The sequence below is a fragment of the Acinetobacter portensis genome (assembly GCF_023158935.1).
In the GTDB taxonomy this organism is placed as follows: domain Bacteria; phylum Pseudomonadota; class Gammaproteobacteria; order Pseudomonadales; family Moraxellaceae; genus Acinetobacter; species Acinetobacter faecalis.
Window position 1 is genome coordinate 202,115 of the sequence record NZ_CP096121.1, and the last position, 25,629, is coordinate 227,743.

The 25,629-nt window shown below is 35.8% G+C and carries 24 protein-coding genes; 12 read left to right on the top strand and 12 right to left on the bottom strand.

The features are described from left to right. The first annotated feature begins 8 nt into the window (after window positions 1-8). The 5 genes from MZO21_RS13700 (at window position 9) to MZO21_RS13720 (ending at window position 4,472) form a co-directional block, all read left to right on the top strand. On the top strand, window positions 9-440 hold the full coding sequence (locus MZO21_RS13700) for a hypothetical protein (protein WP_005005806.1): 432 nt from the start codon (window positions 9-11) through the stop codon (window positions 438-440). Between the two features lie 272 nt (window positions 441-712). After that, window positions 713-1,285, top strand: a complete 573-nt coding sequence (locus MZO21_RS13705; RefSeq protein ID WP_005028673.1) for a hypothetical protein — start codon at window positions 713-715, stop codon at window positions 1,283-1,285. Beyond that, window positions 1,239-2,027 carry a hypothetical protein gene (locus tag MZO21_RS13710; protein ID WP_005028672.1) on the top strand — a complete coding sequence of 263 codons (789 nt, stop codon included), beginning with the start codon at window positions 1,239-1,241 and terminating at the stop codon, window positions 2,025-2,027. The genes MZO21_RS13705 and MZO21_RS13710 overlap by 47 nt, the downstream gene beginning before the upstream one ends. An 8-nt stretch (window positions 2,028-2,035) precedes the next feature. After that, the gene (locus tag MZO21_RS13715) at window positions 2,036-2,518 is read left to right on the top strand and encodes a hypothetical protein (RefSeq protein WP_005028671.1); all 483 of its coding nucleotides are present in this window, start codon (window positions 2,036-2,038) and stop codon (window positions 2,516-2,518) included. Between the two features lie 97 nt (window positions 2,519-2,615). After that, window positions 2,616-4,472, top strand: a complete 1,857-nt coding sequence (locus MZO21_RS13720) for a hypothetical protein (protein ID WP_005028670.1) — start codon at window positions 2,616-2,618, stop codon at window positions 4,470-4,472. A gap of 48 nt (window positions 4,473-4,520) precedes the next feature. Here MZO21_RS13720 and MZO21_RS13725 read toward each other — a convergent pair whose 3' ends face one another. Together MZO21_RS13725 and MZO21_RS13730 are read right to left on the bottom strand one after the other, a co-directional pair. Continuing rightward, the gene (locus tag MZO21_RS13725) at window positions 4,521-4,922 is read right to left on the bottom strand and encodes a hypothetical protein (RefSeq protein ID WP_005028669.1); all 402 of its coding nucleotides are present in this window, start codon (window positions 4,920-4,922) and stop codon (window positions 4,521-4,523) included. A 49-nt stretch (window positions 4,923-4,971) separates the two neighbouring features. Further along, window positions 4,972-5,385 carry a hypothetical protein gene (locus MZO21_RS13730; RefSeq protein ID WP_005028668.1) on the bottom strand — a complete coding sequence of 138 codons (414 nt, stop codon included), beginning with the start codon at window positions 5,383-5,385 and terminating at the stop codon, window positions 4,972-4,974. 266 nt (window positions 5,386-5,651) lie between these two features. Here MZO21_RS13730 and MZO21_RS13735 point away from each other — a divergent pair, with 266 nt between their 5' ends. After that, window positions 5,652-8,657, top strand: coding sequence for a DotA/TraY family protein (locus MZO21_RS13735; RefSeq protein WP_005028667.1), 3,006 nt, complete (start codon window positions 5,652-5,654; stop codon window positions 8,655-8,657). Window positions 8,658-8,718: 61 nt separating this feature from the next. Here the strand turns inward: MZO21_RS13735 and MZO21_RS13740 are convergent, their stop codons facing one another. Further along, the gene (locus MZO21_RS13740; protein WP_005028665.1) at window positions 8,719-9,213 is read right to left on the bottom strand and encodes a hypothetical protein; all 495 of its coding nucleotides are present in this window, start codon (window positions 9,211-9,213) and stop codon (window positions 8,719-8,721) included. Between the two features lie 243 nt (window positions 9,214-9,456). On the opposite strand from MZO21_RS13740, the gene MZO21_RS13745 reads away from it, so the two are divergent. Genes MZO21_RS13745 through MZO21_RS13755 form a run of 3 tightly spaced genes read left to right on the top strand, consistent with a single transcriptional unit; the run spans window position 9,457 to window position 12,342 of the window. Then, window positions 9,457-11,469, top strand: a complete 2,013-nt coding sequence (locus MZO21_RS13745; protein WP_005028664.1) for a peptidoglycan DD-metalloendopeptidase family protein — start codon at window positions 9,457-9,459, stop codon at window positions 11,467-11,469. A 22-nt stretch (window positions 11,470-11,491) separates the two neighbouring features. Then, entirely contained in the window at window positions 11,492-11,902 is a 411-nt protein-coding gene (locus MZO21_RS13750; RefSeq protein ID WP_005005820.1) for a hypothetical protein, read from the top strand. Between the two features lie 14 nt (window positions 11,903-11,916). Next, complete coding sequence (locus MZO21_RS13755) at window positions 11,917-12,342, top strand: hypothetical protein (protein ID WP_005028662.1); 426 nt, start codon at window positions 11,917-11,919, stop codon at window positions 12,340-12,342. A 52-nt stretch (window positions 12,343-12,394) separates the two neighbouring features. Here MZO21_RS13755 and MZO21_RS13760 read toward each other — a convergent pair whose 3' ends face one another. From MZO21_RS13760 to MZO21_RS13790, 7 genes are all read right to left on the bottom strand, one after another. Further along, complete coding sequence (locus tag MZO21_RS13760) at window positions 12,395-13,039, bottom strand: hypothetical protein (RefSeq protein WP_005028658.1); 645 nt, start codon at window positions 13,037-13,039, stop codon at window positions 12,395-12,397. Then, a complete protein-coding gene (locus MZO21_RS13765) occupies window positions 13,032-14,588 on the bottom strand; it encodes a UvrD-helicase domain-containing protein (RefSeq protein WP_044100668.1) in 1,557 nt (518 codons plus the stop codon). The genes MZO21_RS13760 and MZO21_RS13765 overlap by 8 nt, the downstream gene beginning before the upstream one ends. Window positions 14,589-14,591: 3 nt before the next feature. Beyond that, complete coding sequence (locus MZO21_RS13770) at window positions 14,592-15,149, bottom strand: hypothetical protein (protein ID WP_005028652.1); 558 nt, start codon at window positions 15,147-15,149, stop codon at window positions 14,592-14,594. Then, the gene (locus tag MZO21_RS13775) at window positions 15,149-15,718 is read right to left on the bottom strand and encodes a hypothetical protein (protein WP_005028650.1); all 570 of its coding nucleotides are present in this window, start codon (window positions 15,716-15,718) and stop codon (window positions 15,149-15,151) included. Before MZO21_RS13775 ends, MZO21_RS13770 begins: the two co-directional genes overlap by 1 nt. 12 nt (window positions 15,719-15,730) lie before the next feature. After that, window positions 15,731-16,405, bottom strand: a complete 675-nt coding sequence (locus MZO21_RS13780) for a hypothetical protein (RefSeq protein WP_005028648.1) — start codon at window positions 16,403-16,405, stop codon at window positions 15,731-15,733. A gap of 12 nt (window positions 16,406-16,417) precedes the next feature. Then, entirely contained in the window at window positions 16,418-17,323 is a 906-nt protein-coding gene (locus tag MZO21_RS13785) for a hypothetical protein (RefSeq protein WP_005028646.1), read from the bottom strand. A gap of 122 nt (window positions 17,324-17,445) precedes the next feature. Beyond that, on the bottom strand, window positions 17,446-18,975 hold the full coding sequence (locus tag MZO21_RS13790) for a Type IV secretion system protein IcmP/DotM (RefSeq protein WP_024160802.1): 1,530 nt from the start codon (window positions 18,973-18,975) through the stop codon (window positions 17,446-17,448). Window positions 18,976-20,244: 1,269 nt separating this feature from the next. Here MZO21_RS13790 and MZO21_RS13795 point away from each other — a divergent pair. The 3 genes from MZO21_RS13795 (at window position 20,245) to MZO21_RS13805 (ending at window position 23,500) form a co-directional block, all read left to right on the top strand. Further along, the gene (locus MZO21_RS13795; RefSeq protein ID WP_005028640.1) at window positions 20,245-21,081 is read left to right on the top strand and encodes a ParA family protein; all 837 of its coding nucleotides are present in this window, start codon (window positions 20,245-20,247) and stop codon (window positions 21,079-21,081) included. Window positions 21,082-21,090: 9 nt separating this feature from the next. Then, entirely contained in the window at window positions 21,091-22,152 is a 1,062-nt protein-coding gene (locus tag MZO21_RS13800; RefSeq protein ID WP_024160785.1) for a ParB/RepB/Spo0J family partition protein, read from the top strand. 215 nt (window positions 22,153-22,367) lie between these two features. Continuing rightward, window positions 22,368-23,500 (top strand): IS3-like element ISAba14 family transposase gene (locus MZO21_RS13805; protein ID WP_223155595.1). Its coding sequence is split into 2 segments (ribosomal slippage): window positions 22,368-22,620 and window positions 22,620-23,500, totalling 1,134 coding nucleotides; the frame shifts between segments, so codons are not numbered across the junction. Between the two features lie 39 nt (window positions 23,501-23,539). On the opposite strand, the gene MZO21_RS13810 is transcribed toward MZO21_RS13805, so the two are convergent. Then, window positions 23,540-24,310: a hypothetical protein gene (locus tag MZO21_RS13810; protein ID WP_248103174.1), complete on the bottom strand. Its 771-nt coding sequence runs from the start codon at window positions 24,308-24,310 to the stop codon at window positions 23,540-23,542. Further along, window positions 24,307-25,413, bottom strand: coding sequence for a ParM/StbA family protein (locus MZO21_RS13815; RefSeq protein WP_024160787.1), 1,107 nt, complete (start codon window positions 25,411-25,413; stop codon window positions 24,307-24,309). Before MZO21_RS13815 ends, MZO21_RS13810 begins: the two co-directional genes overlap by 4 nt. Window positions 25,414-25,629: the final 216 nt, after the last annotated feature.

Sequence of the window (25,629 nt, forward strand, 5' to 3'; positions counted from 1 at the left end):
ATAACTAAATGCAATACGAAAATATTCATGAAGCAAAAACGCCACTTAAAAGCATGATTACTCGTAGTCATGCCTATATTCGCCTGTTGGTAGAAAAAAGTATGGCTGATGGTATTAAGTTTAAATATCACAACGGTAGACGTTTAACTCAAATTGATGATCCTGAGCGTGTTGTTTCTCAAATCTTCCCTTATTTTTTCCGTTTAGTTTTCTTGGAAATATCAACTTATTACGGTCAAACATTTGATGGTCTTAAGTTTCATTCTAAGAAACGTGCAACAGGAACATTGCAATTAGAGGTCAGTATTCTTGAAGACAAAATACCGAACCAATTAGAGTTTTTCACCTTTATTAGTTACGTTTTTAACTATGGGTTTTTAAAAAATCAATTCCATGAAGACTTAACCCTTTTAACCAAAGCAACAAAGTTTGCCAGTTAAAAGTTAGATCCATTTTAAATCTTAGATTTAGGTATATACTAAAAATAATTTTTAAATATTTAAACTTTCAATGTGGCTTTATAATCAAATAAAGCCATATTGATTTAGAAACAAGTTAGATATTTCTGAATTAAAAGTGTGGCGAAAGTATCAGTTTTATAAGTCAAACAGTCTGCAGTCTTTTAAGTAACTGTTGTAACGAAATAGTCATAACTGAGTCGCTGTACATTTGATGTGTATGCCCTTTTATTAATCCCATTGGAGATGATCGAATGCAAAAACCATTGCATGAAAATCTTGAAAACTTTCTGCCTTACTTGAAAAGTGAACTCGCTGCCAAAGGTATTTTAAGTGCGTCACTCAAAACCATCTTTTTGAACTACATTGATCAGATCACAAAAGAGAATAGATTCGTCAGCCATACCAATACGACCGATCGACAAATTGTATATATAGAACGTGGCGATGATGCATTGATGTTGCGCTTTAAATATTTTGTTGAAAATAATGAGTACTTAGAAGTTGAGTTAATCATCACGGATACTCATGTAAAGTTGGTTTATGCTGAATCACCAGAATTACACTTGCTTTATGATGATGAAACACCAATTTGCTTAGATGCTGGCCAGTTAATCAAGTGTACCAATGACTATGGAACATCACTTGCTACTTTAATTAGCGCCCTATTCCAATGTTTACTCAGTGATGATCCACAAAAAAATATCCAAGACGTACTTAATCAAACTAATCTTTTTGACAAAGTTTCAGATGAAAATGCCGAATTAAACAAGGGTTCACATGATTTCGATAACCGACAAAATCAAGCAAATATCTGGGTTTTCTGATTCAGATTCAGAAGTTGTTAAGGATAGTGTTTTATCCTTATCTACTGCTTTGTGGATCATGAATATACTCATGTCTACAAATTTTGTTATTGGTTTAACCAAGAGAGATCAGAAGCTTTTTGATAATGCCAAAGAAACACTGATTACTGAAATGAAGCGGTTAAATTACAATCTTAGCGATTATAAAGTACTCCCTGTTTCAAAAAAGAATGAACCGCTTTTGCTTCAAATTAAACTTGAACAAAAATCAGATCGGATCATAGATTTAGTCAATGCCAATTTAAAGGATTTATCCAAAGACGAGTCCATGGTTATTGAAGTTCTTTATGCAAATTTAATGAATAGTAATAGTGGTGTTTGCATCACTATAAGCGATATTCATGATAAAACAGCGCTTCAAGTCAGTGAGATTCTTACTGACATTTCAAAAGAATTAAAGGTATCTACTTTATCCGATGTTCTTGATATTTATGCACGACCAATTGAACATAATAATGCCAAGGTGAGCTTTACCCTGGTGAACCCATGGGCATTATCAACCGATAGAAAAAAGACTCTTTGCATTGCTGCACCCATATTCAATGAATACAACAGTCCATTTAAATTAATTGCACTTCTTCAAAATATCATTTATCTAATTAATCAGAAGTGTACTAAAGAGACGGACCTTCTATTCGATTCCATTAACCTACCAAAATTTCAAAATAGACTTTTTGGCCAAAGCTTTTTTTATATTAATTAGGACTAACCATGAAAAACCAAACACGCCCATTTACTGTAGTGTTGTTGGCTCCTATTGCAGAACAACCTATTCATGCTTTAGTTGCGCCATCAGGTGATTCAATTCTGTTATCACAAGATACGAAAGTCTCTACTCTCGCAAATTGTCCAGATATGATCGAATCTGAGTTCGGTACATATGATGAATTTCTTATCGAACATCGCGATCAATTTATGCTGTTTAACCAAGTCGCATCTGATTTAGATCCTGATCTAATTTTTCCTAAAGTGCATTCAGACCTACTTGAAGATAGCTTATGTATTATTCGTTCTATTTTCGCTTTTGAACGTTTCAAATTAGAAGAAGAACAAAAGAATGCTACTCGTAAAGAGCCTAAAGAAATTAATCAAGAATATTTAATGAAACGTGCGATAGACCAGGCAATGACTTTAGAGCAAGATGTTTCTGACCTTTCATCAAATGTAGAGCGCTTACAAAGCCCCATGTCTTAAACTCCATTAAATATATTTAAAATTAACTTTAAACCCTCTCTTAAAACTTATATGCTTATTAGTAATAGTTTAAGGGTGTGGTTTAAAGTATTTTTAGATGGATACAAATTTAGTTTTTTTCGATGACTTTAACGCTACTTCTAACACCTCTTCTGGTGAAAATCACCGTTCTTTAAATAACGTACTATTCTTCTTTCTCAACTATCATAAAGGTACGTTTTTAGCTGATACGATATTTTTTGATACCCACTATCAAACAATTGACAACCGTAATATTGTCGGGGTTTTGCCTGTTCTTTTTAGTATCTGCCAGATTGACCGTTCAGAAGGTCACACCGGGCAAATAGTCGATATTCAACAGGATCTAAATAACGTAGATGAAGATGATTATGAACCTGTAATTGATATAGATGATACGCAAACATTTAACTTGTTCTACCACTTCCTTAAACCATCCAATGATGCACCTGTAAAACCACACCTTAATAAACTAAAAGTATTACCAGACAACTTAATCGATTCGATTAAACACCATGAGCTTTTAAATTACATTCTTGCTCTCATTGAGAATAAGATCTGGACCGATTCTGATGTATTTAAGTATGAGTACAAAAATAGGTTTTTGTTTTGCGTTTTTATCTATTTGTCCAAGACCGTAGATCTAAGTTTTAATAGCTCTCACGCTTCTTTCACGAGCTGGCTTGAACTGCGTAACCTATCTTGGTTTGGTGCTAATGAAGTTGATACCAGTAACTTTGCAACATTAGAGCTTTATATACATGCCCTATCCTACACGCTTAAACTGGCAAACCATATTGTAAAAGCAATCATCAATAATAATGTGACGCCGTTTAAAGTTGCACCGCAAGAAGAATTGTTTTACTTTTTTGCTGAACGTACAGACGCACGTTCTCCTAATGAAGAGACTACACCGCCGTATACGCCAGCGGAAGATGATGAAACTTTTTCCACTGAACTTTCTAGTGCTCCAGTACCAGCACCGTCAAATAAGGAAACACCAAAAGTAACCGATGCTTATTTATTGGTTGGTGCGGATCTTGAGGATTCTGAGTCCACAACATCAGAAAAGAATGTTATTACTCAAGACTTCAACTACCAAGCACGTTTAAATGAATTATATGAGCTGTCAAAATTCATCAAAGATGAAATTATAGATGCTCCAATCATTTCTATTAATCAAGCGTGGAATATAGTGCAAGATAAATGGAAGTTTTATCTCGATACTTTTTCAAGTAGCTACTTCAATATGAATGATTTTGAGAAGACGGCTATTCTTAAACAATTGAAATCACTCAAAGCCAGTATTTTTATGAACTGGTTTGATATTAAGTCGGGTGCTGGCCAGCAAGTATTTATTGATCTAGTGTCATACGACACGTTTAAGATTGAGTTTCTTTCTTCTGAAGCTAAGATGATCCAAACTTACATGAAGAACCGTATTAAAAATCAGATGTATTTTGAAACTACGGCGCCACAACCAAAGTTTTTGAGAAATCTAAACAACTTATTTAATGAACGTGTCGATACGCAAAAAATTAAAGACATAGAAAACACTGAACTTTTGTTGAAGGTGAATGGCATTCTTGACGGTGTTACCAAAGATCTCATTGACAATATCAATCTGCATTTATCAAATGACATTTATCTTGTGAACTACTTTTCTAATGTAGATAAGGAACTGGAACCGCCCAAATATCACTTATTAGATATTTTGCTTCGTACTTCAGTGCTTAACCTTATCTATGTTTGTCCTACAGCATCACTCAATGCAACCAAGGATCTTCTAAATGCAATCACTGATCCTGAAATTGAGGTTTCAGCTTTTGACACATTCGACCGCAAACAATATCAAAATCAAATTGTAAAAGAACTCGCATGTTCATTCCGTCAGCGCATAGATCCATCTGAACTTTTGAAGCTAGATATTACGTAGATATAAAAAATGCCCATCATTCGGGCATTTTCTTTTTAATGGTTAGGCTTACCAAGGTCTAGGCTCTGGTGGGCGTGATGTGTATTCATTATCCATATTGTTTTCAGATTCATTGTCTTGGTCCAATTCTGGATCTGTTTGTTTGTAGCGGTTTTGGTAATCTTGCTGCTCAATTAAATCTTCTAGAGCCATTTCTTTAAAGTGACCAACAAGTAATGAACGTGTTTCTTCTTGGTATTCTGGTTCTTGCGCTAATTGACGTCCAATTTCATTCGGTAGTTTATTGTCGTAGATATATTTTAGGTTGGTTCGTTGTGTTTGTAGTGTAGGTTGTGGGTTAAACTCGTCAGTAAGGGAAACTACTTTAGCTTCACTAAAACTAGTGCCACAATTAAAAACGGCTCTGGTCGCGTCTTGAAGTATATCTTCTTCGTTCTGTATGTTTTCCATTTGGCTTAAACCCTTTATTAAAGTCAGAATCTTAAAATTAAGAGATGTATTAAGATACCCAATTATACTTCAATAAATTTTCAATTTGTACCTTTAACGCTTCTTGCTCTAATCTGTCTAAACCTATTGTTGCGATGTTCTCTAAAAACTTGTCTTTATACTCGTTGTAACTTTCTATATCGTCTTTTTTAATGGTTTTGTCTAGATTTAACGTAAGCATGAGGTTTAATACTTTTAATATTTTTAGGTTCTTCCGTTTTTTGAGAACTTCAATAGGATCTAATTCAAAAGTATTTATTTTATCTAGTTTTTCTTTATAAGTTATTGCCATTAAAGGATTTATGCTTTGGTTGAGTATGTAGGATAACTCTAAAACAGTTATATCTTTCCCCATATCTTTAGATACAGATTTCTTAATTTCCGACAGTAAAATTAAGTGAGATGTAAACTTTGCTTTATCCATAATAGTCTCTTGTATTTAAACTAAATCTTTAAAACAATTAGCAAGTCATGTTTAAACTTTCTGTATATACCAATAACAGTTTTGTGGTACATTATTGCTAATTTAAAAACCATTGTTATTTGTAATAAAATGGTTTTAATGATTCTTTGGTTAAAAGGTATTAAGCCTTTTAGTTAAACGTCTAACTTGTAATTTATAACACTTTGCTTTTAGTCGTCTTAAGTAAGCGATGTATAAGAAGCATTAAGAAAAACGGTGAGTTAGCTATGAGTTTATTTTGTCAATCGACAAATCCGAATTGTGATGGCGACCAAGCCGTTACTCTTCTCTCATCTATCTTTGGACACGACTTCATCAATGCGTTTATCAATGCGTCTGGACCAGCCTCGACAGTACCATCATCAGGTTTACTCACTAATATATTATTAGGCGGTGTAGCTAGTGTGGCAATGTCGTTGGTTTTGGTTTTTGCGATCGGTATTGGTTTAACAGCACTTTTGAAAAGCGCCCAGGACGGTGAAGCTTTCGGGAAAGATTCAAAAGTCACTACGATGTTTTCCCGAATATTATATTCGATTATTTTACTTTTACCTACGGCGTCCGGCTACTGTTTCATTCAAGTAGTCGTGCTAGGTATGGTGCTATGGTCAAATAATGTATCCAATACAATTAATAATAGAACGTTAGGCGAATCCTTAATGGCTTCGGCTAGTTTGTCAGATACGCACGATCATCAGCGTGACATCTTTGGATTTAGGAAAAATGCGCCTGTTATGCTTCGCCAGTTGCATTGTATTAACGTTCTAAACCAAGAGTTTTATACTCTACCGCCAGCATTCGGGCGCTATTTTAGTGATGGTGCTTATGGGGCGAATGCTAATCCTGGTGTTAGCATGACTGCAGTAGAGAAAAAGCAAAACTACATTGATAAAACCGCTAAAACTGCAAGTAACTGGACATCTGTTACTTATAACTTCGCTTACGCTGACAGCCGTTTAGAAGTTGGGGGCAAAAAAGAGCCGATCTGTGGCGGTGCTTCAATGAACGTTGTTAATCCAGCTGCGGTTAATGCTGAGTTAATGGACATTCCTGTTTATAAACTTCGCCAATCAGATCAAAACAAGATCAACGTTGCTTTGGCAAATGTTCAAGCTAAGTTACAACAAGAAAAGAACAATCTATATCGTCAATTCTTTATCGATTTAGAAAAGTGGTATATCGCATATCAAGTAAGCCCTAATGCCACTGAACAGGAAGGAACATTCCCGATTAGTAAAGCTGCTATGGATGCTTTCAATGCGCTAGTTGATAATTATGTGAATAAGAGTCATACCGTAACGAATAATGTTCTGACTTCTGAAAATGGCTATACTGCGGTTCAAACTGTTGTTAATACGCTAAATCAGCGCGGTTGGATGATGACGCCTGAAGCTCGTATTAAAGTAGGTCAATATCGCGCTATTGTTGAGAAGTATATTACTGAACCTTTGTGGACGTTCAGCCCTCCTACACTGAATTCAGCAATCATGAGCAACTCAAAAGGTGAAGCAATTTATAACACCGTTTATGTTGCAATGGATAATGCTGTTGGTAGCATTACATCCAACAATAATTGGGTGGCAAACGGCGATATTGCCGACTCTACCAACTTAATATCAATGTCTACCGATGGTGGTGACTCAAACAAAGTATCCAACATCGATCAAAAGTTTTCGGCATATGGTTCTGCTTGGGCAACAAACATTACTAAATCATTGGTAATGGGTGTATTGGTCGGTGAAAAAGGCGATGCGGAATTATTAAATAATAATTCGTCAAGCTCAAATATCAGCCCTACTACATTGCACCGCAATACGAATGTTATCCGTAATATTCAAGATACTGGTGAAGCAATCTTAGTCTATAAAGCTGTGGCTCAAGGTACTGTTGTCGGCATGAAATTAGTCGTGCTTACTGCTCGTTCTGGTTCTGCTCTTGTTCAATGGGTACCAGGGCTTAAGGGCGTAACTGAAGAAGGCACCAACGCTTTAGAATATGCCGTTGAAAATATCTTTGCTCCTATCCTTGGTCAGTTAGTAACGTATTTGACGATTCTTGGTGTGTGGATGGCGGTTGTTATTCCATATATGCCAATGATCTTCTTTGGTCTAGCTTGTGTAGGTTGGATCATCCATATCCTATACGCTGTGTGTGGTTTGCCTTTATGGGCGCTAATGCACATGATCCCTGAGCGTACTTTTGTCGGTAGCCAAACACAAGGTTATGTCACGGTATTAACGTTGTTCATGCGACCAATATTTATCATTGTTGGTTTCTGGATGGCTGAAATTATTATCGGGCCAGCTCTTGTTACGCTTACTGATATGTTCTTTAGCTACCAAGGTGCAATGAGCATCGCTTATTCATCTAATACGTTTACAGTTATCTTTACTGAGCTGATTACGTTTATCTGGAAGTTCTTCTTATATCTATTCTTGATGACTTCAGCGATCTACCTGATTTACGGGTTGGTATTTAGTGTTGCTGACCAAGTACAACAATGGATTGGTTCTGGATTGAATGGCGGTCAGTGGGGTGAAACAAACTCAAAAGAAGCTATTCAAAAGTTTGGTGGCGCTGCAAGTACGTTGTCTGGTCCATCTCCAGCATCTCGCCGTCCTTTACCGCCTGGTAGACGTCCTGATGGTGGTAAGGGTGGTCCAAATAATCCGAAAGGTGGTGGTGGTGGCAATGGTGGTACAGGTGGTAATACATTAGGCGGTACTGGTAGTACGACTGCATATAGCCCTGTAAACATGCCAGCTAGATCCGCTTCTTTTGGCGCTGCAACTGGTGGTACAGGTGGTATTACTCCAAGTGGTGTCACTGGTGGTACGGGTGGTAGAACTGGTCTTGGTGCTAAACCAACATCACCTACCCCAAGCCAAGGTCAATCTACATTCGGTATGGGTGCTACAAGTGTAAGTGGTACAAATAATACGCCTACTACTGGTGGTGGTCTATATGGTGCAAATGCTTACGGAAAAACAGCTTCTACGTTTAATCGTGGTGTAGCTAAAGCATCAGCATCTAAGACTGGTTCTACTTTCGGTAGTGTGAATGTTGCAAGTGGTACTGGCTATACGTATGGTACTGGTTCGACTCCTAATGCACGTTTTGGTGCTAGTTCTAGTGCAACCAAGAAATCTAATATTTCTGGCCGTAGCACTATGACTAATCGTGTGCGTTCAGGTTTAAGTTCAACTCTGTCTAAGTTTAAAGGTAAACCTTAAAATCTAGACAATAAAAAATGGTGCTTTATAAGCACCATTTTTTTTATCAAAATATTCATAATTAAAAGTTGATTTTCTGAATGTTGTTTTTGTTTGTAGAGTTAAAAATAAATCTACGAACGCCGATATTAACAAGTTGCTGTTGATCTTTCTCTAGCTGACCAACTGCATGACTGTAAGCACGGTTCAAATTGTTATATGAACGGTTTTGCACAAGTAAGTCAAAGTTGTTGATACGCTCTTCTTCTAACTCAATTTGCTTGTTATTAAGCTCGATGTCTTTTGCTTTCATTTGGGCGCAAACATTGTTGTACTTGTTCGCCAGCTCATTGTGCTTGCTTGTAACGTCATCAATGTGTGCGTTCGCTTCAGTAACCAATTCGTTGTACTGATTTGTAATACCTTTGATTCTGTTTTCTAGCATTTCAATGTGAGCTAACAAGGCATTTTCATTCTTCATGTGTACTTTGTTTTGGATTAAAAAGTCTAATCCCATTGAAGCACGGTCAATCGCTTGGTCGAAAGTAGCGCTTAAAACGTGTGCGTGATTTAACATATTTAGATACCTCACTACTTTTATTAAATTAAAATATTAAAACCATGTAACCTTATTCTTAAACCTATCAATAAGATTAACGCTATATGTATATACTATCTTAAAACAAAACCTAAAAACTTTTTTTAAAGTATAAAATAAGTATTTAATCGTATATACTTAATCCGTCCACTTAGCTATTAGGGACATTTAATAAGAAGTTAATTTATTTTAAGAACTTCCTTTAAGCCTGGCGATTCACTTATGAAATTTAAACCCTCATTTCAATTAAAGCCCTTGAGCTGTGGCATTAAAGTCGCAATTTTAGTGACTTGTTCGGCTTTTATTTATACCGCTAACGCCGATCCTATTTCTGAAAACGTAACCGCTACAAATGCTAATACGGCAAAAGTTCCTAACAACGCTCAAAAAATGATTTTCCATAAATATTCGATCATGCCGAATGATGGGCGCCGTAGTGCTGGTCGTTTTGGTGAATTTCGTTTGCGAGGGGGCGCTGCTGGTAGTCATAACGGTATTGATATTAGTCGTGCGAATCCTAATGACCTTACACTTAAAGCAATTGGTTCAGGTTCTATTGTCTCTTATGACACACGTTCATCTGGTGCAAGCAACCAATCAACCACTAACCCACTAATTATGCAGATGGATACTGGCGATCGAATCATGTATCGCCATACTGATCCATCGTATCAAAAAAAATATAACGCTTACCCTGGTCAACGTATTCAAGCTGGTCAAAACATCGCACACATGTCAAATAAAGGCTGTGGTTCATGTGCCGTGCATTTGCACATTGAATATGGTGTAAAGGCAAAACGTGGGCTAGATGTTTGGCTGAATAAAAACTTAGATCAAGTTTTTAAAAATCCATCCATTGCACTTCAGCAACGCGTTAAAGGATCTGCGCCATATGTGGGTAGTTCTGAATATAAGTTAACAGATCCTACGCCATATTTACCTCAAGACGTTGTGATTAGTGTCTCGCCACAAGGACAAGCATTAGAAAACAAATACACACCGTACTTGGGTAACACCATTAGGACTCAATGGAATGCCTTATATTCATCATCAACAGGAATCACCCTCCCCGTTTCTTCATCGGTAGATGGCATTGCAGTAAAACAAGGCAAAAAGCTTCCAGCACTTGCATTTAGTGGCGATGTTTCGATGGATGCTTATGGATCTGCACAAGTGCAAGTCGCTCAAATGATTGCTGACGGTACTATCTCACCTGAAGCAGCTGCAAGCGGTACCATTTATGCAAATGATGTTGCTCAATATGCACCGCCTAGAACTATTTTTGGTGGTACGGCTGATGATGTGGGTTTTGATATTGGTGCACTTAATTCTACGCCAGCAGAATTAATTGAAAACATTGGTACTGGACGTTATGGCAACTCTAAATGGTTTAATGAATTAGCAACTATGTCGATGATGGGGCTTTTGATTGAAAAGCTAAACATTATCAATGCACAAAACTATTTGACTAAAGAGATCCATAAACAAAATGAACGCTTAGAGGCTCTTTTGGCAGCTTATACAGCGTCAGAAACTCAACGCTATTCTGGCCGTGTAGATGAACTTTATACGAAAGCTGAACAACCAACTGTTATTCCTGAAGTAGCAGTAGTTGAAATGAAACAGCTTTTTGAGGAAGGTGGAAACGGGCAAGTTTATTCAGATGCACAAATCTTAAAAGGTGGACAAGGTACTCCAGATCGTAAATGTGGTTGGGGTATACCAGGTGCTTTTGGTGCGGTTAAAGATGGTATTAAACGTGTTTCTTTAAAACATGGTTATAACCCTAATGACGTTGCAGCTATTCTTGGTTTTGAATCTGCCGGTTTTAATCTTAAAATTGACAACAACGCTGGTGCATATGGTTTAAGTCAATGGACTAAAATTGGTATAACAGATATTAATGCTTCAGATTTAACAGCGAGAGGAATACCAGCTTCAATTAAATCAAACCCTAAGCAAATCACTACACTGAGTGCTCAACAACAAGTCGAATTATTAGATTTATATCTTGCAGTAAAAGCACGACAACGTAAAAGCGACTATAATAATAAAACAATAGCTGGGTTTTATGCTCTAGTTTTAGGTGGACCATATAAAAGCCCTAGTCGTGAATATAATGCGAACAGAAACCTCGATAGAAACCCTCGAGATGGTGTTGTGACTTTAGCTGAAGCCGTTACATTTGAAGGTATTGTTATGCGTTTATGCCCTTACTATTCTGAATACCCTTAATAGAGCAATTAAAGGAAATATTATGAAAAACAGATTTTTGTCTTTATTGGGTTTTAGCCTTTTAGCATGTGCATCTTTTAATGCTAGTGCTAATACTAGCTCAGACTCTATTCGTGCTGAACTTGAAAAACTGCGCTTAGTAAACGTTAAATGTGCTGCGGTTTCTAACGATCCATTTGATGCAAAACACCTAAATTGCTATACAAATGTTTATAACCGCGCAAGTCAGCTTGGTAGCCTTGCTTCTAAATATATTAATAATGAAGAAGCTCCGCGTGTTCTAGCTGATCACAATCGAAACTTTACTCAGTTACTTGCTAACTGCGATCAGTTATACGCTGGCCAGACTGCAAAGTACAAAACACTAAGCATGCAATGTAAAGCGACCAATAAATTAGGTTGGGCAATGTTTATTCCGGCATTAATGAAGTAATAAAGGATCAGGTTATGAAAAAGTTTTTAAGTTTAGCTTTGTTATGTGCTGCTACCATTATTACGTCATCTGCCAACGCTGGTTATAAGACCAAAGCTGAAGCTATTCAAGCTTATAACAAGGTACAAGCTGAGTATCAAAAATGCGTGTTTAATTATAATGAAGCGCGTGATTCTGAGTACGGTTCACCAGAACTTAAGTGCAATACACCATACAACCAATCATTAACACGTTTCATCAAAGACGTTCGTGCGGAAAGTCAAAAGAATGCTGCAGCTTGGCAAGCAATCAATACACAACATATTAAATTTAGCCAAAACTGTGATAGTCAAACTATGGTGAGCTCATACAATCCATCGTTTTTTATTCGTCAATCTTTTATGTGTGAATCCTCTGCTTTTACATCTTTAGCACAAGTGGCAATCGACCTTTCTTATTAATTTCAAAACATAAAAAGGGCATCTATAAGATGCCCTTTTTTGTCGTTTGGTTTTAGACTTTTTCTATAATTGTTTCGGTATCTGGTGTTTCAACTTCAAACCCAAAGTGAAGATTACCGTATTCAATTGCTTCTTCTACCCAATGCAAGCCCATGTTTTGCTCATTTCCTACTTTGCTTGAATCATAAGCCTCAAGGGGCATCACCCTCTTAATATCATTTTCGATGAAAAAATATGTATAACAGTGAGGGTGCACATATATTCCATCAAAATAAAATGGAATTAAATATCTCCCCTTTAATTCCTTAAACTGCTCAATTGTATGTTTACTTGAAGCAATTCCACCGCCTGAATCTATGACAATGCTTCTAAAAGATCCTGAAGGAATATCAACGATAGCCAGGCCATCGAACGTTTCTACACCATTTAATATCTCTTTAGTTTTGAGATAAACACCTGGTTCAAAATGGCGTTGCTTGAAATTAAAATCTTCCGTGAAACTAAAGATTGACTTTGTTTCCTTTTCAATTAGATGAAACATTTCAAGAAGTGGTGTGATTATATCTGCGACCTGTGAGCCCTTTTTCTTAACAAGCTCCATGATATACGGTTCGTGATGAAACTCTCCGCGAATATAACTAGCATTGTGACATGCCTGAAACACTCTATTTTGCAGAACTTCAACTTGATTAGGCATTTGAAATCTCCGTATTTTTTGAATTTAAGTGTTCCAATAAATCATTAATGCCATCTGTAAATAATATGTTTTTGGCTCGTGTTACGGTCACATACAACAGCCGTTTTTCATCTGCAGAAATCATTAGCTTTTTATCGAGAATTTTATAGTTAAAGCCTTTTGCGATTAGGACATTATCCCACTCTAAACCTTTACTCTTGTGTGATGTGCTAATGACCAAAGTGTTTTTTGGGTCAGTTTCATCATCAGCCATACTATTTTCTAACGCCCACTCAATCACTTGCCATGAGTATTGGTTTGTTAGATTCAGAAAGGTTTTTAATTCTGTAGTTGCCCCCTCCACTTCTCCAAACACTTGTATATGGTCCACAAGCTCTTGGTAGGAAGAAAAGTTTTGAAGCTCTTTACACGTTGGCCGTTTATTTGCTCTCAGTTGAAAAATCCCACTGAAAATATCTTTACTGCGCTTTCCATCAACCTCAAGACGTATTTTCTTTTCGCCATTAAGGTAGCCATGAAACTTAAAAAAGTATTCAAAAGCCGTAGCATTTGTTCTACAAATAATCGCGTTCAATGAAGATGGTGCATAACTTGATGTACTGAAAGTGGTAACTTTTGACGTTTTACTTGGTAAACCTTTTAACTGTCTGGTTTCACCAAAAAGTTTATTGAGAAGTAGATTAGCTATATCTGCAACTGCATTACCAAACCGAAACGACTGTTCTAAGTACAATGCTTCAAGATCTAGGTTCTGTAAAATATCTTTCGCACCCCTAAAGCCATATATGCTTTGGTATGGATCTCCAACAAAAATAACTTTTGCTTTTTGACGTTTGAGTACGTCTAGTATTAATTGGTCACTATCTTGGCTTTCATCTACCATCACGTAATCAAAATCAAGTTGTGGTTTTTGCAGTACCCACCACTTGAGATAGTAATCGTGTGTAATACCATAATCACCGTTTGGATCAACTACATCATTCCAGATCATTTTCGCAATTGAAGTGATTTTATCTTCAAGAACGTCATTGCGCTTAATTGATGTTTGTTCTTTTAAAGCTATGTAAGCATGATCATTGGTAACAGTCTGATCCACTGTCATACAAAAATAACGTAATGTATTAAGGATAATCAGCGCTAATGTTAGATCGGTGAGTTGTCGGTTTTTCCCGTTGTACTGAAATCGAATGTTTTCAAGCTTAAACTTTTGAACAATATCTTTAGGAAGTAACGTAGGTTTGTTAATCTTATTTTTCAGCCAACCAGGTATATTTCTGTAAGCTAGAGAATGGAATGTAGAACATGTGACTGAATTCAGCCCATATTCAGCGAATTTTTGATTAGCTTCATCTGCCATCTTTTTATTAAATGATAGATATAGTCCAAGCTTACCTAGTTGTTGCAAAGCACTACTACAATGGATCAATGTCGTAGTCTTACCAGTACCAGCAAAAGCAATCAATTTAAAACTGGTTTTTAGTCGTGTTGCTTTATCAATTGCTCGTTGCTGTTCACTGGTAGGTTTTTGAGTAATTTTCTTCACAACCATTGCTTAATTTCGTGCTAAAAAAGAACTTGGTTTTTTGTTTTTCATTACAAGCACATCGCTTTCAACAATTTGCATCTGGCTTGCTAAAAAGTTAACTTGTTGCTTCAGTTCGTTTATATCGCTTTTTAGTTCAACTACTTGCACTTGCATCTCAAGGTTTGAATATTTGAGCTTGTTATTCTCAGTTTCTTTCTCTTTTAGTGCTGCCTGTAATCTTTTGATTTCCTGTTGGCTCTCTATGTTAGCCACATTAATATTGCTCTTGCTTTGAATATTTTGTGCTTGAGAAGATGTACTCTCAATTGCAACAGGTGTTGGCTTTGGTTGTACTGTGCCATTATATTTGGTTGTCTCTGAGATCTTATCCCATAGTGAATATGTGCGTAATGGCGCTGGTATATTTTGATTTGGTGTTGAAAAACTGGTGCGTAAAGCATTTGCACTGTCTTTAGATACAATGTCTCCAGAACTATTAATTTCAGTAAAGCCAGCATAAGCAAGTGAAACAACTGTTGAAACTGCTATTGCACCAATTACCTTAAAATAGTTTGATTTCTTCATTAGAATGCCCCTTTCAAGCGCTTATTTTTTGCCGTTTGATTTGATGATTTTCGAGTGATTGTGTTGTTTTCTAAATTGATAGAAACACCTACATTCATGACCTGATTTTTCTGTGGGTTGTATTGAATAAAGACCAGTTCTTTTGCATATTTCTTTGCGTGTGTTAAACGTTCAGCATGAATTTCATCAAGATTAAATCTGATTTGCATTCGCGATATATACAGCTTGAATAACTGATCATTTACTTCAGCTAAATTTAAAACTAAGCCTTTTTCATCTATAGAAGCAGACTCGAAAGTTAAATCATTTAAAAACCAATTTTCGGGTTGTATTAGTAAATAAAACTTTTCAACTTCGCTTGTGATTGCATATGAAAAACAAAACTCATTCACCTGATAGGTGCTTAAGCAAATGGTTTCATTGTTATAGCCACGTTTCATGTTTCGGTCATATGAGCTCAACCACCAAACTAAATAGTGTCGTGCTTCCAACTCTTTAACGGTTATTTGTGCTATTTCTGAGGCCTTTAGCTGTAATGCTTCAAGGTTTTCTATTCGTCTAGCTCTCATAGATATTTCACCTTATTTTTCTTGAAAGCATGAGTTATCAAAAGCCATTGAGTTAGGATCTAACCCCATGTTTTTAAGAGCCAAGGCTTTACCGTCAAGTTCAGGGTTATCAGATGTGCTTAGTTGTTGCGAACTTGTTTCTGAAGATGCATTTTTCTCATTAGTACCTGAACCTAAAAAGTAACCGCCTCCAGCAAAAACAACTACTGCAGCTACAATGCCCATAGCTGGCCAAGACGTTTTAAAACTAGAGAATCTATCTGCTAAAGATAAGCTGTATTTTTCTTCATTAGAACGTATAGGGCTGTCTGTAACATCAGCCTTATATTCATTTAGAGCTTGATGCCAAACTTCCTTTATGTAGCTCTGAAGTTCATATGTACTGAAACGAACCTTGCTTTTGTTTAAGTAATAGCATGGCTCACTTATAAGAATTTCTGTGTTTTCGTCAGACTTTAAGAAAACTTGTCCTCTAAACAAATTATTCTCGACCTGATCAAATCCTTTGATCGTTAATAGTAGATCCGTGGCCTTTGCATCTATATTGAAGATGCTCACCTGGCGATTTCTATCCGTATCTCCAGAAAGGTCAGAATCTAAAAACATAGACTCATTGTTTATCTTAGAGAAATAAGGTGAAAAGTTTCCGACAATCGATTGGAAAGCTTTCAATTGAGTTTTGTTCATCTCAATTCCCTCTTATTTGAAAATATAGTCAAGAGTGGCTGTTTCTGAAGTTCCTCTACGAGCTTCAACTTTTCCAGTCTTTTTATTTACAAAGATAGCAACTGGTACACCAGCAGTTAGTGGCTGTGGCTTTTGTCCAGCGCTACGAATTGCTTCTCGCTGTTCACGATCTTCTTTTGGCATTGCAACAATATCTTCGTGATAGAAGAAGATAGATTGAAGAGCGCCTAAGTGTTTATCCAACTCAGCAAGTTCCTGTGGTGTAGGAATCACTTTAATTGAGTTAATTTCTTCATCTGTTCCATTAAAGGTTTTATTAATAGTATCTTCAGATGGTTTACGAAGAATTCCAGCTGCTAATTGTTTTCCGTTTTCACTTTGGTTTAGAACTAAAGCTGGAATCCATTTAATAGTTGCACCGCTTTTAACGTATGAGCGAGAAAGGTTGAATGTTTCGTGACAATATTTACAGCGTGGATCGTAAATGATGTAAACAGTGTTGTTATCATTCGCTTTCCCCTCTTTAAACCCTGAAAGCGTTTTTACAGCTTTAAAGACTGGATGATTGTATGCACTGGCCAAATTCCCAACGGAAGCTGTTGGTTGTCGTGCTGGTGTATTCATTTTTTTTGCAGTTAATTTAAGAGGCTCAGATATATTTTTTTTAGTAGCAGAATCCCAAGCTGTACCATGTAAGATGACTTTTTCATCGGATGTTGTAAAAAACACCGCATTTTTCCCATTAGGTGCCTCAAGAATCCAAGAAGTTAAACCTCCACTAAAGGGTTTAACTTCTTTTACTTTGCCCATTTTTTGCATCTTAGAAGTAAGGTCCTGAGATGGTGCAGCGTAAGTAGAGATTGTAATAATACTAATAGCGCAACTTGCTACTATTTTAGTGAAATTATTTAAAAGCATTTTAGAGTATTACCTTTTAAGCCATGTTTTAGCAGTATAGTTAAAATATGGTTTTAAAAAAATAGTTAAATAAAAAAGACCGGTGTTTTAATACCGGTCAATTATAACTTATAAGTTTAAGACTAAAACCCTTTTTGCTTGTTTTTTTGTATTTCATCCTGTGGTATTTCTACGCTCACCATATCAAAAACATGATCGTCACTATACTTAAAATCATCTTTATCATTGTTTTTAGAGTTATAAGATCCGTTGTTTAATTCCTTGTCCGTAAACTCTACTACTCGAATAATACTGTTCACATCTTCAGCAGCTTTTTGTCTAGCTTCAGTCATGGCAAAACTCAATAATTCGTATTCAAAACCAACAAGGCCAATGTTAAAGTCTGGCTCTTCTAATGGCTTCCCTAATTTCACCTCAATTAGATAATGCGAGATTGGACCTAAACCCTCACTAAACAAAGACGGTCTACCAATATTCTGTATGAATGCGTATGCAGTTCGATTGTATAGTTTTAACCAGCGTATATCTGTTGGTGGCATTACACCTAGTTGTCTTGCTGTTAATACAACCTCACACAAAATAGTTCTTACATATGCATGGTTTTTAAAAATCTTAGTAGCAACGGGATGTTTAATGTATTTGTGAATTCTTTTTCTAAGGAAATCAAAATTAAACCCTACAAGCTTACGATCGCCCTCAACATACTGATTTTCAATTGCAAACAATGGGTTGTTAGGTATATTTTTTGTGCAAATATCCCAATAGTAATTAATTAATGTTGTTGAATCTTTTTTGATTTTACGGAACTCTTCATCATCCATAGATTCATCGGTTGCACATGCTACTGGTAAATACAAAGCTAGCAAAATTGTATCAACATCGGATAAATACGATAATTCATCGGGTGATGTTTCTTTTGAATTATCAAGGGTTATCCAAAGATCCCCTAGTTGTTCACGTAAGACATTTAAAAACTTCTCTTCATCTATGATAGGTACTGTTTCACTTTTATCATTATATTCTTTCGTTACTCCGTTGATTGTAATGTTCACAAGGCGCTCTTTAGTTCCTGTAATTAACTCATGCCTATTTGCAAACTCATAAGTTGAATCTAGCGCTTTAAAATGACCATTGTTCGTATCATATTTTGACAAGTCTAATGGACCAAAAACCTGTAAGTGTCTTTGGTTTGGAATTTGTTCCTCTATGAACTCTTCTAGGTTCATGCTTTTGATAAAGCCCCGTGCTGGATGCTCGCTGTTGAAGCGGTCATAAGCTTTCTTTATCCAAGGTGTTGCCAGCAAAAATATTAATAAATTCCATGCTTGACTGGCTTTTGAAATTTGAAAAATAGTGACTTCGCTAAACTTATTTTGACAAAATAATGGAAGCCAATTGTTTGTTGGTTTACATAGGTGTTCTGTTGAATACACCAACTCACTTAGTAAAGGCACGTAGTTAAGCCCGATAGCTTTGAATATGCTATGTATCCACCATAGAGGAATAATTAAAATGCCTTTTGTGTATACTAAAAACCCTACAATTTGAGGTTTATAAGCAAACCATACAGCCAAAAAAGCCACTAAAACCATAACAACAGTAAATATATAAATATGATTCTCATGTACAAGCTTATCTTTTGGATCTGCCATTTTATAGCCTATTAATATGTGTATTGTTGGGTATTATATAGTTAATATTGGTTTTAATCTAATTCCCCTTAAACCTTTTAAGGATTTTAAGTCTGGTTTTAAGCTCTTGACTAAAGTGGCATTTAATACCTTTTAAAGCTTAAATCAGGTCAATCTCAACACTAAGCCAGTATTCTTGGTCAAATACTAAAAAGAATGAATAAGAAGCCCTCCCCTACTAGACATTTAAGTGGATTAACCGCCTATATAATAAATTTCTCTATAAATATTGTTGGTAGTCTTTTTATTGAATAGGGCACTCCCCTACTCAGCTAATATAGATCATTTTCAGTTGTGCATTTCACAACGTCTACTCATTTATTTAACTGTAAGTAGTAGTAAGCCCTCCCCTCTTCTTGGCAACTCCATTTTTATCAGTCTGATAATGAATAAATCAACGATTTAGAATCGAAAAACCGTTATCAGCCTGATAATGAAAAAACCACGCCAAGGGATCTAAAGCTGTTATCAGTCTGATAATGAAAAAAACCATGCCAAGGAATCTAAAGCTGTTATCAGTCTGATAATGAAAAAAACCACGCCAAGGGATCTAAAGCTGTTATCAGTCTGATAATGAAAAAAACCACGCCAAGGAATCTAAAGCTGTTATCAGTCTGATAATGAAAAAAACCACGCCAAGGGATCTAAAGCTGTTATCAGTCTGATAATGAAAAAATCCACGCCAAGGGATCTAAAGCTGTTATCAGTCTGATAATGAAAAAATCCACGCCAAGGGATCTAAAGCTGTTATCAGTCTGATAATGAAAAAAACCACGCCAAGGAATCTAAAGCTGTTATCAGTCTGATAATGAAAAAAACCACGCCAAGGGATCTAAAGCTGTTATCAGTCTGATAATGAAAAAATCCACGCCAAGGGATCTAAAGCTGTTATCAGTCTGATAATGAAAAAATCCACGATTAAAAATCGAAAGCTGTTGTCAGTCTGATAATGATAAAATCCACGATTAAAAATCTAAAGCTGTTATCAGTCTGATAATGTAAAAAACCACGCCAAGGGATCTAAAGCTGTTATCAGTCTGATAATGAAAAAATCCACGCCAAGGAATCTAAAGCTGTTATCAGTCTGATAATGAAAAACACATAAGATATGGACACATGTTAGGCATATAGATTGAAAAAGTTGAAATATATTAAAAATAAAGTGAAAAAGTATTTTAAATATTTTTCAAATATTGTATTGTTTGACTTTACTTGAAAGGTGATTGAAAAATGGAAAAGAACTCAGGAAAAACTTATATTTGTACAAGCATCCACTTTAAAGGTGGTGTGGGCAAAACAACATCTACGGTGAATTGTGCTGCTAAGCTTGGAAAATTAGGTTATACGGTTTTAGTAATCGACTTAGATAGCCAACGTAATGCAACAAAACATATTTCAAATGTTCCAGATATTAACGATATAGATGGCACTCTAAAAGATATTTTTGAAAACTATAAAACAATTAACATTCACGATGTTATACAAGGTCCAGATAAAACCAACTTTGAAAATGTGTCTTTGATTGCTTGTGCTAATAACATTCGTGATGTTGAAATCAATATTCAGCGTTCTAGTCCAGTTCCTAATGAAATTATTAGAAGTGTATTAAGAAAGATAAAAGGGGATTTCGACTTTATTTTGTTAGATTGTCCACCGCGAATGGAAACTCTAACTTTTAATGCTTTGTTAGCATCAAACAGTTTATTAATTCCATTACAGGGTGAATACAGTATTCAGGGTTTGGAAGATATACTTAACTCTATGGATGACTTAGAGACAAGCAATCCAGATTTAAAAATTCTATCGCCAGTACTAAACTTTTATAACAAGCGTAATACAGTGGATCTTACCTTGGCTGAAGATATTCGCAATGAATATGCTCAACCAAAATTGCAAGAAAAACTGGTAAATAAGGAATTAATCTGTATTCCAAATGCTACGGTTTTTAGTCAAGCATCATATGTTAAGTGTTCCGTATTTGATCTGGATGCTGGAAAAGAAACACCAGCAAAACAAGCAATTAATCAACTTGTAGATCTAATGGTTTCTGAATACAAAAAATTATAAGGTGCTGATATGAACTTTAAAGATAAAGTAAAAAGCATGAAAAAAACATCTGTTGCTAATGCAACAGGGAGTGATGCTCAAGTTACTGATGTAAAAGAAAATACAGCGACTCCAACCATAGAAGAGGGGAGTCTTAACCCACTAGCTAAGCGAGAAACAAAAAATATTGTTAGCGGATCTCATTTAGAATCAATCGACATTGATTTAATTGATCCATCACCTTATCAACCACGTATCATGAATAAACGTGTATATGAGAAGTTGCCAATTTTGGCTGCTGATATAGAAACTAATGGACAAATTAACCCGATTACAGTTCGACAGAAGGGTAATCGTTACGAGTTAATTGCTGGTGAGAGACGTTTTAGAGCAATTAAAGAGATTTTAAAGCTCAAGAGAATTACTGCTTTAGTTAAAACATCTATGAATGATGATAAAGCTGCTATAACAGCTTTATTGGATAATACTGCTAGACAAAATCTTTCAGATTTTGAAAGCATATTAAAAATCAAGCAATTATGTGAAGAGTTTGGTTATCCTTTTGAAAGTTATGAATTTGTTACTGAAAAATTTGCGATTGATAAGTCGAAGTATTTCCGTCTCAAATATATTCTAGACTTACCTGAGTTCATTTTGGACTCTTTGAACGAAGATCCTGAGCTAATTTCTGGATATATTGCTCAAGAAGTGAATACCGCAATAAATAAAGCTTTAGAAACTAAAACTGAAAAAGCAATTTTCGACTTGTTAAGACCAGAATGGGATAAATACGTTGAAGAATTTAAATCCACGGGCAAGCGTCATAAAGGATTTATAGCTATTTTGAGTGAAGAAGAAAAAGCAAATAAGGCGACTAAGCCTGAAAAAACTGAAGAAGCTACTACTGAAGAACAACCGAGTAAGATTAAATTCGATTTTAAGACAGATAAGGGCGTTAAATTTGGTTCTATGAGTTCTGAATGTGGTACCAAAGGTAAGAGTGTACTTAAGTTGCGAGTAGCCTTGGATGCAGATATTACAGAAGAGAAAGCTAGAAAAATTGAAGAGTTTTTTAAGAGCTTGAATGATTGAAGTTTCAAAACTTTGAATGAAAAAAACTGGCATTGCCGGTTTTTTTTATAATAGATCTGGATTAAAAGTCTGGTTAAGCCAATCCGAACTACTTGGATTGGTTACTGGTTTTGATTCAGATACGTTTAGAGATGGATCCGTAAATTTGAACAACTCCTATAAGTGATATTCTGCTCCTCAAATGATGTTATAAACATCAATATATGGAGTATTTTATGGCACGTAGACCAAGAAGAAATCATTCAAATGATTTTAAAGCTAAGGTAGCACTTGCTGCGATTAAAGCAGAAAAAACACTTGCTGAATTGAGTGCTGAGTTTGATGTTCATCAAAACCAAATTATTGACTGGAAAAATCAATTGATCTCAGCTTCCTCGCAAGCTTTCGATCAATCAAAAGCTCCAACAGAACCACCCATCGATCTAAAAAAACTACATGCAAAAATCGGTGAGCAGGCATTAGAAATTGATTTTTTAGAAGGTGTGTTGAAGAAACTGGGCCGCTTCAACCACAAAAGTTAATCGACGACTCACTTCAGATTTCAGTATCTAAGCAAGCTAAGCTGCTGAAAGTCTCCCGTGGTTGTTATTACTATCGCCCAAAACCTGTGAGTGCATCAGATCTGAAGCTGATGCGATGTATTGATGAATTACATATGCAATATCCTTTTGCAGGCAGTCGTATGATGCGTGATTTGTTGAATCGTCAAGGACATCATATAGGACGACGTCATACACGTACTTTAATGAAGAAAATGGGTATTCAGGCGTTATATTGCAAACCAAATTTAAGCCAGGCTAATCAAGCTCACCGTAAATATCCATATCTGCTCAAAGGGTTGGCTATTCAGCGCAGTAATCAAGTGTGGTCTACGGATATAACGTATATCCCTATGGCAAAAGGCTTTGTTTATTTATGTGCTGTGATTGATTGGCATAGCCGCAAGGTACTTGCGCATAGGGTATCGATTAGTATGGAGGTGGATTTTTGTATTTCGGCTTTAAATGAAGCGATTGAAAAATATGGTCGACCTGAAATATTTAATACAGACCAAGGCAGCCAGTTTACCAGTGATGCATTTATTGATGTATTGAAATCAAATGGCATTCAAATCAGTATGGATGGTAAAGGTCGATGGGTAGATAATGTGATGGTTGAACGATTATGGCGGAGCGTTAAATATGAAGAGGTGTATCTCAAAGCTTATAGCAGTGTCACAGATGCGAAAAAGCAATTAAGTGCATATTTTGAGTTTTATAATTTGAAACGACCTCATTCGAGTCTAGACAAAATGACACCAAATGAGTTTTACTATGATCAGCTACCCCAACAAAACAAGGTGGCTTAACTAGAGCGGAATATCACTTATAAATACGCTTTTAGTTGTTCAAACAAGTGGGACCACCTCTTTTTGACTTGGTTTAGCATTGTTAATTTCGGACGTTTCGGTATTTTGAGATGTTTCAACGGTAGGGGAGTGGTCCTGAATGTTTTTATGTTCAGTATGTTTAGCTTCCTTTATCTTAACTGCTTTTTGAACAGGAACCTCCTTGCTCTTGATAGAATTAGTTACGGGCTTTTTAGGTGATTGTTCAATTTGCTCCTTACTACTTTCTGGTATTTGTATGGATATATGATCAAGATACTTTTTTTCAAGATATTCAATATCGTACACATAGTAAGCAGTATTAAACTTGGTGTATGTTTCAACACAAGTACTTAAGCCAAACCTTAATAGGAAAGAATTGACAGAATATAGGCTTGCCATATCCTCATTAACTTCATACAACTTATAAAGGTATGAAAGCTCAATTAGAACCGCTATACCAGCATGTAAAACAGCAGTTATGTAATTTCTACGAAGCTTTCCTTGAGGATGTTTTTTAATTGAATTAAATAGTTTTTGATTTGCATTTTTATCTATTTTCATTCGTACAGGCTGTGCAAACGTCTCGTCTATTTCATTTTGCACTGGCGCATTTAGAAAAATCTTCTGCTTGTCAGTACAAAAGATAAATCCTAAATACAGCAGACTTAAACTAAAAGCGTTTAAGTCTAGACCTGGTAGATTTCTATTAACATTACTAATCACATCAAGATCTTCTCTTGTTAAGTGAATTAATTGATAGGATAGTTGTATGTAGTTTGAATCTGTCATTTGATTTCTGCGTACATTTTATACATGTATTTAGCTAACTTATATAAACCTTTAGCATTGGCGTACTCTGGTGATTCAGCGATTCTTACGTTCGGTAAGTCGTACTTTTCTTTAATCTCTTTTTCAAGAAAAGCTGCACCGCCTCCACAAAATAATACTAATGCTAAATCATCGCCTCCACCGATCTGTTTAGAGATAAAGTTATTTAATTCGATCATGAATTCGTTTTTAGCTTGCTGAATTAAACCTGTAATATCTTTGGCTTGAGATCCTATACCATAAGTTCCAGATTTTAGTGCGAAATCTAGCCAGTTAGCGTTAACTGTTTTATAGCCAGATTCAAGAATTAAGCTAGTGATTCGTTCATAGATGGTAAGAATACCAAGGTTACGTGATGTAGAACGATGGCCATCAAGCATGTTTCCTCCATCTAATGTGACTACAATATCAGTGGTTTTACCGCCAATATCGATTACAGCACATTCAGAACTTATTAAAAGATCACTATCTTCTGAACCGTTTCCGTGTACATCAATAATCTCATTAAAATAAGCTGTTTGAGCTTCACATTTAACAATATGTCTTTTAATGATATTAAGCGGTTTACCAGCTTTATGATCTTTTAAGTTGAAGCAAACATCACCATTGAGTAGAAAATTAGTTTTCATATCAATAAGTGGCATGTTTTTGGTTTTTTCAGGTGTGTAATAGCGACTAACAGGAAGTGAAGTAGCGATTGCAAACGCTCTACCATCATATGTTCCGATATGGTCAATATAGGCCTTAATTGCCTGGTGTATTAGTGCCTTGTTATATTCAGATGTCGGGTATTCGTCTGTTCTGGTATCCAGAGGAACACTACTATTGATCTTCTTACCAACTGTATAAAAGTTTTCATTTACTTTAACCACATAATAGTCAGTAGAATCCTCTTCGCCAGTGAGGACTTTTCCTGAATAAGCAATACTAGGAATAGTCAGTTTGATTTCATTTCCATCTTGATCTAGACCAGCATAAAGCTTTGTACCGCCATGTCCATCATCAATACCTAGAACAATATAACGTTCTTCAATCGCTGGTTTTTCATTTTGAGTATTTTTCATAAGTTTACCTTTCAATTTTTCAAGATTTACAACGAGTAACGTCTTCTACCGCGTCTAGTGTATTTATTGCCCCCAAAAACTAAGCGTCTAAGAGCAGAGGGGATATAGCTGTATTTGTATTTAAATACTTTTTCAATAACCAATGTTGCTACTATCAAGCCGATGAAAAGCATAAGTTTGAACAAGGAAAACTTAATAACAACAGCTAGAAAAGGT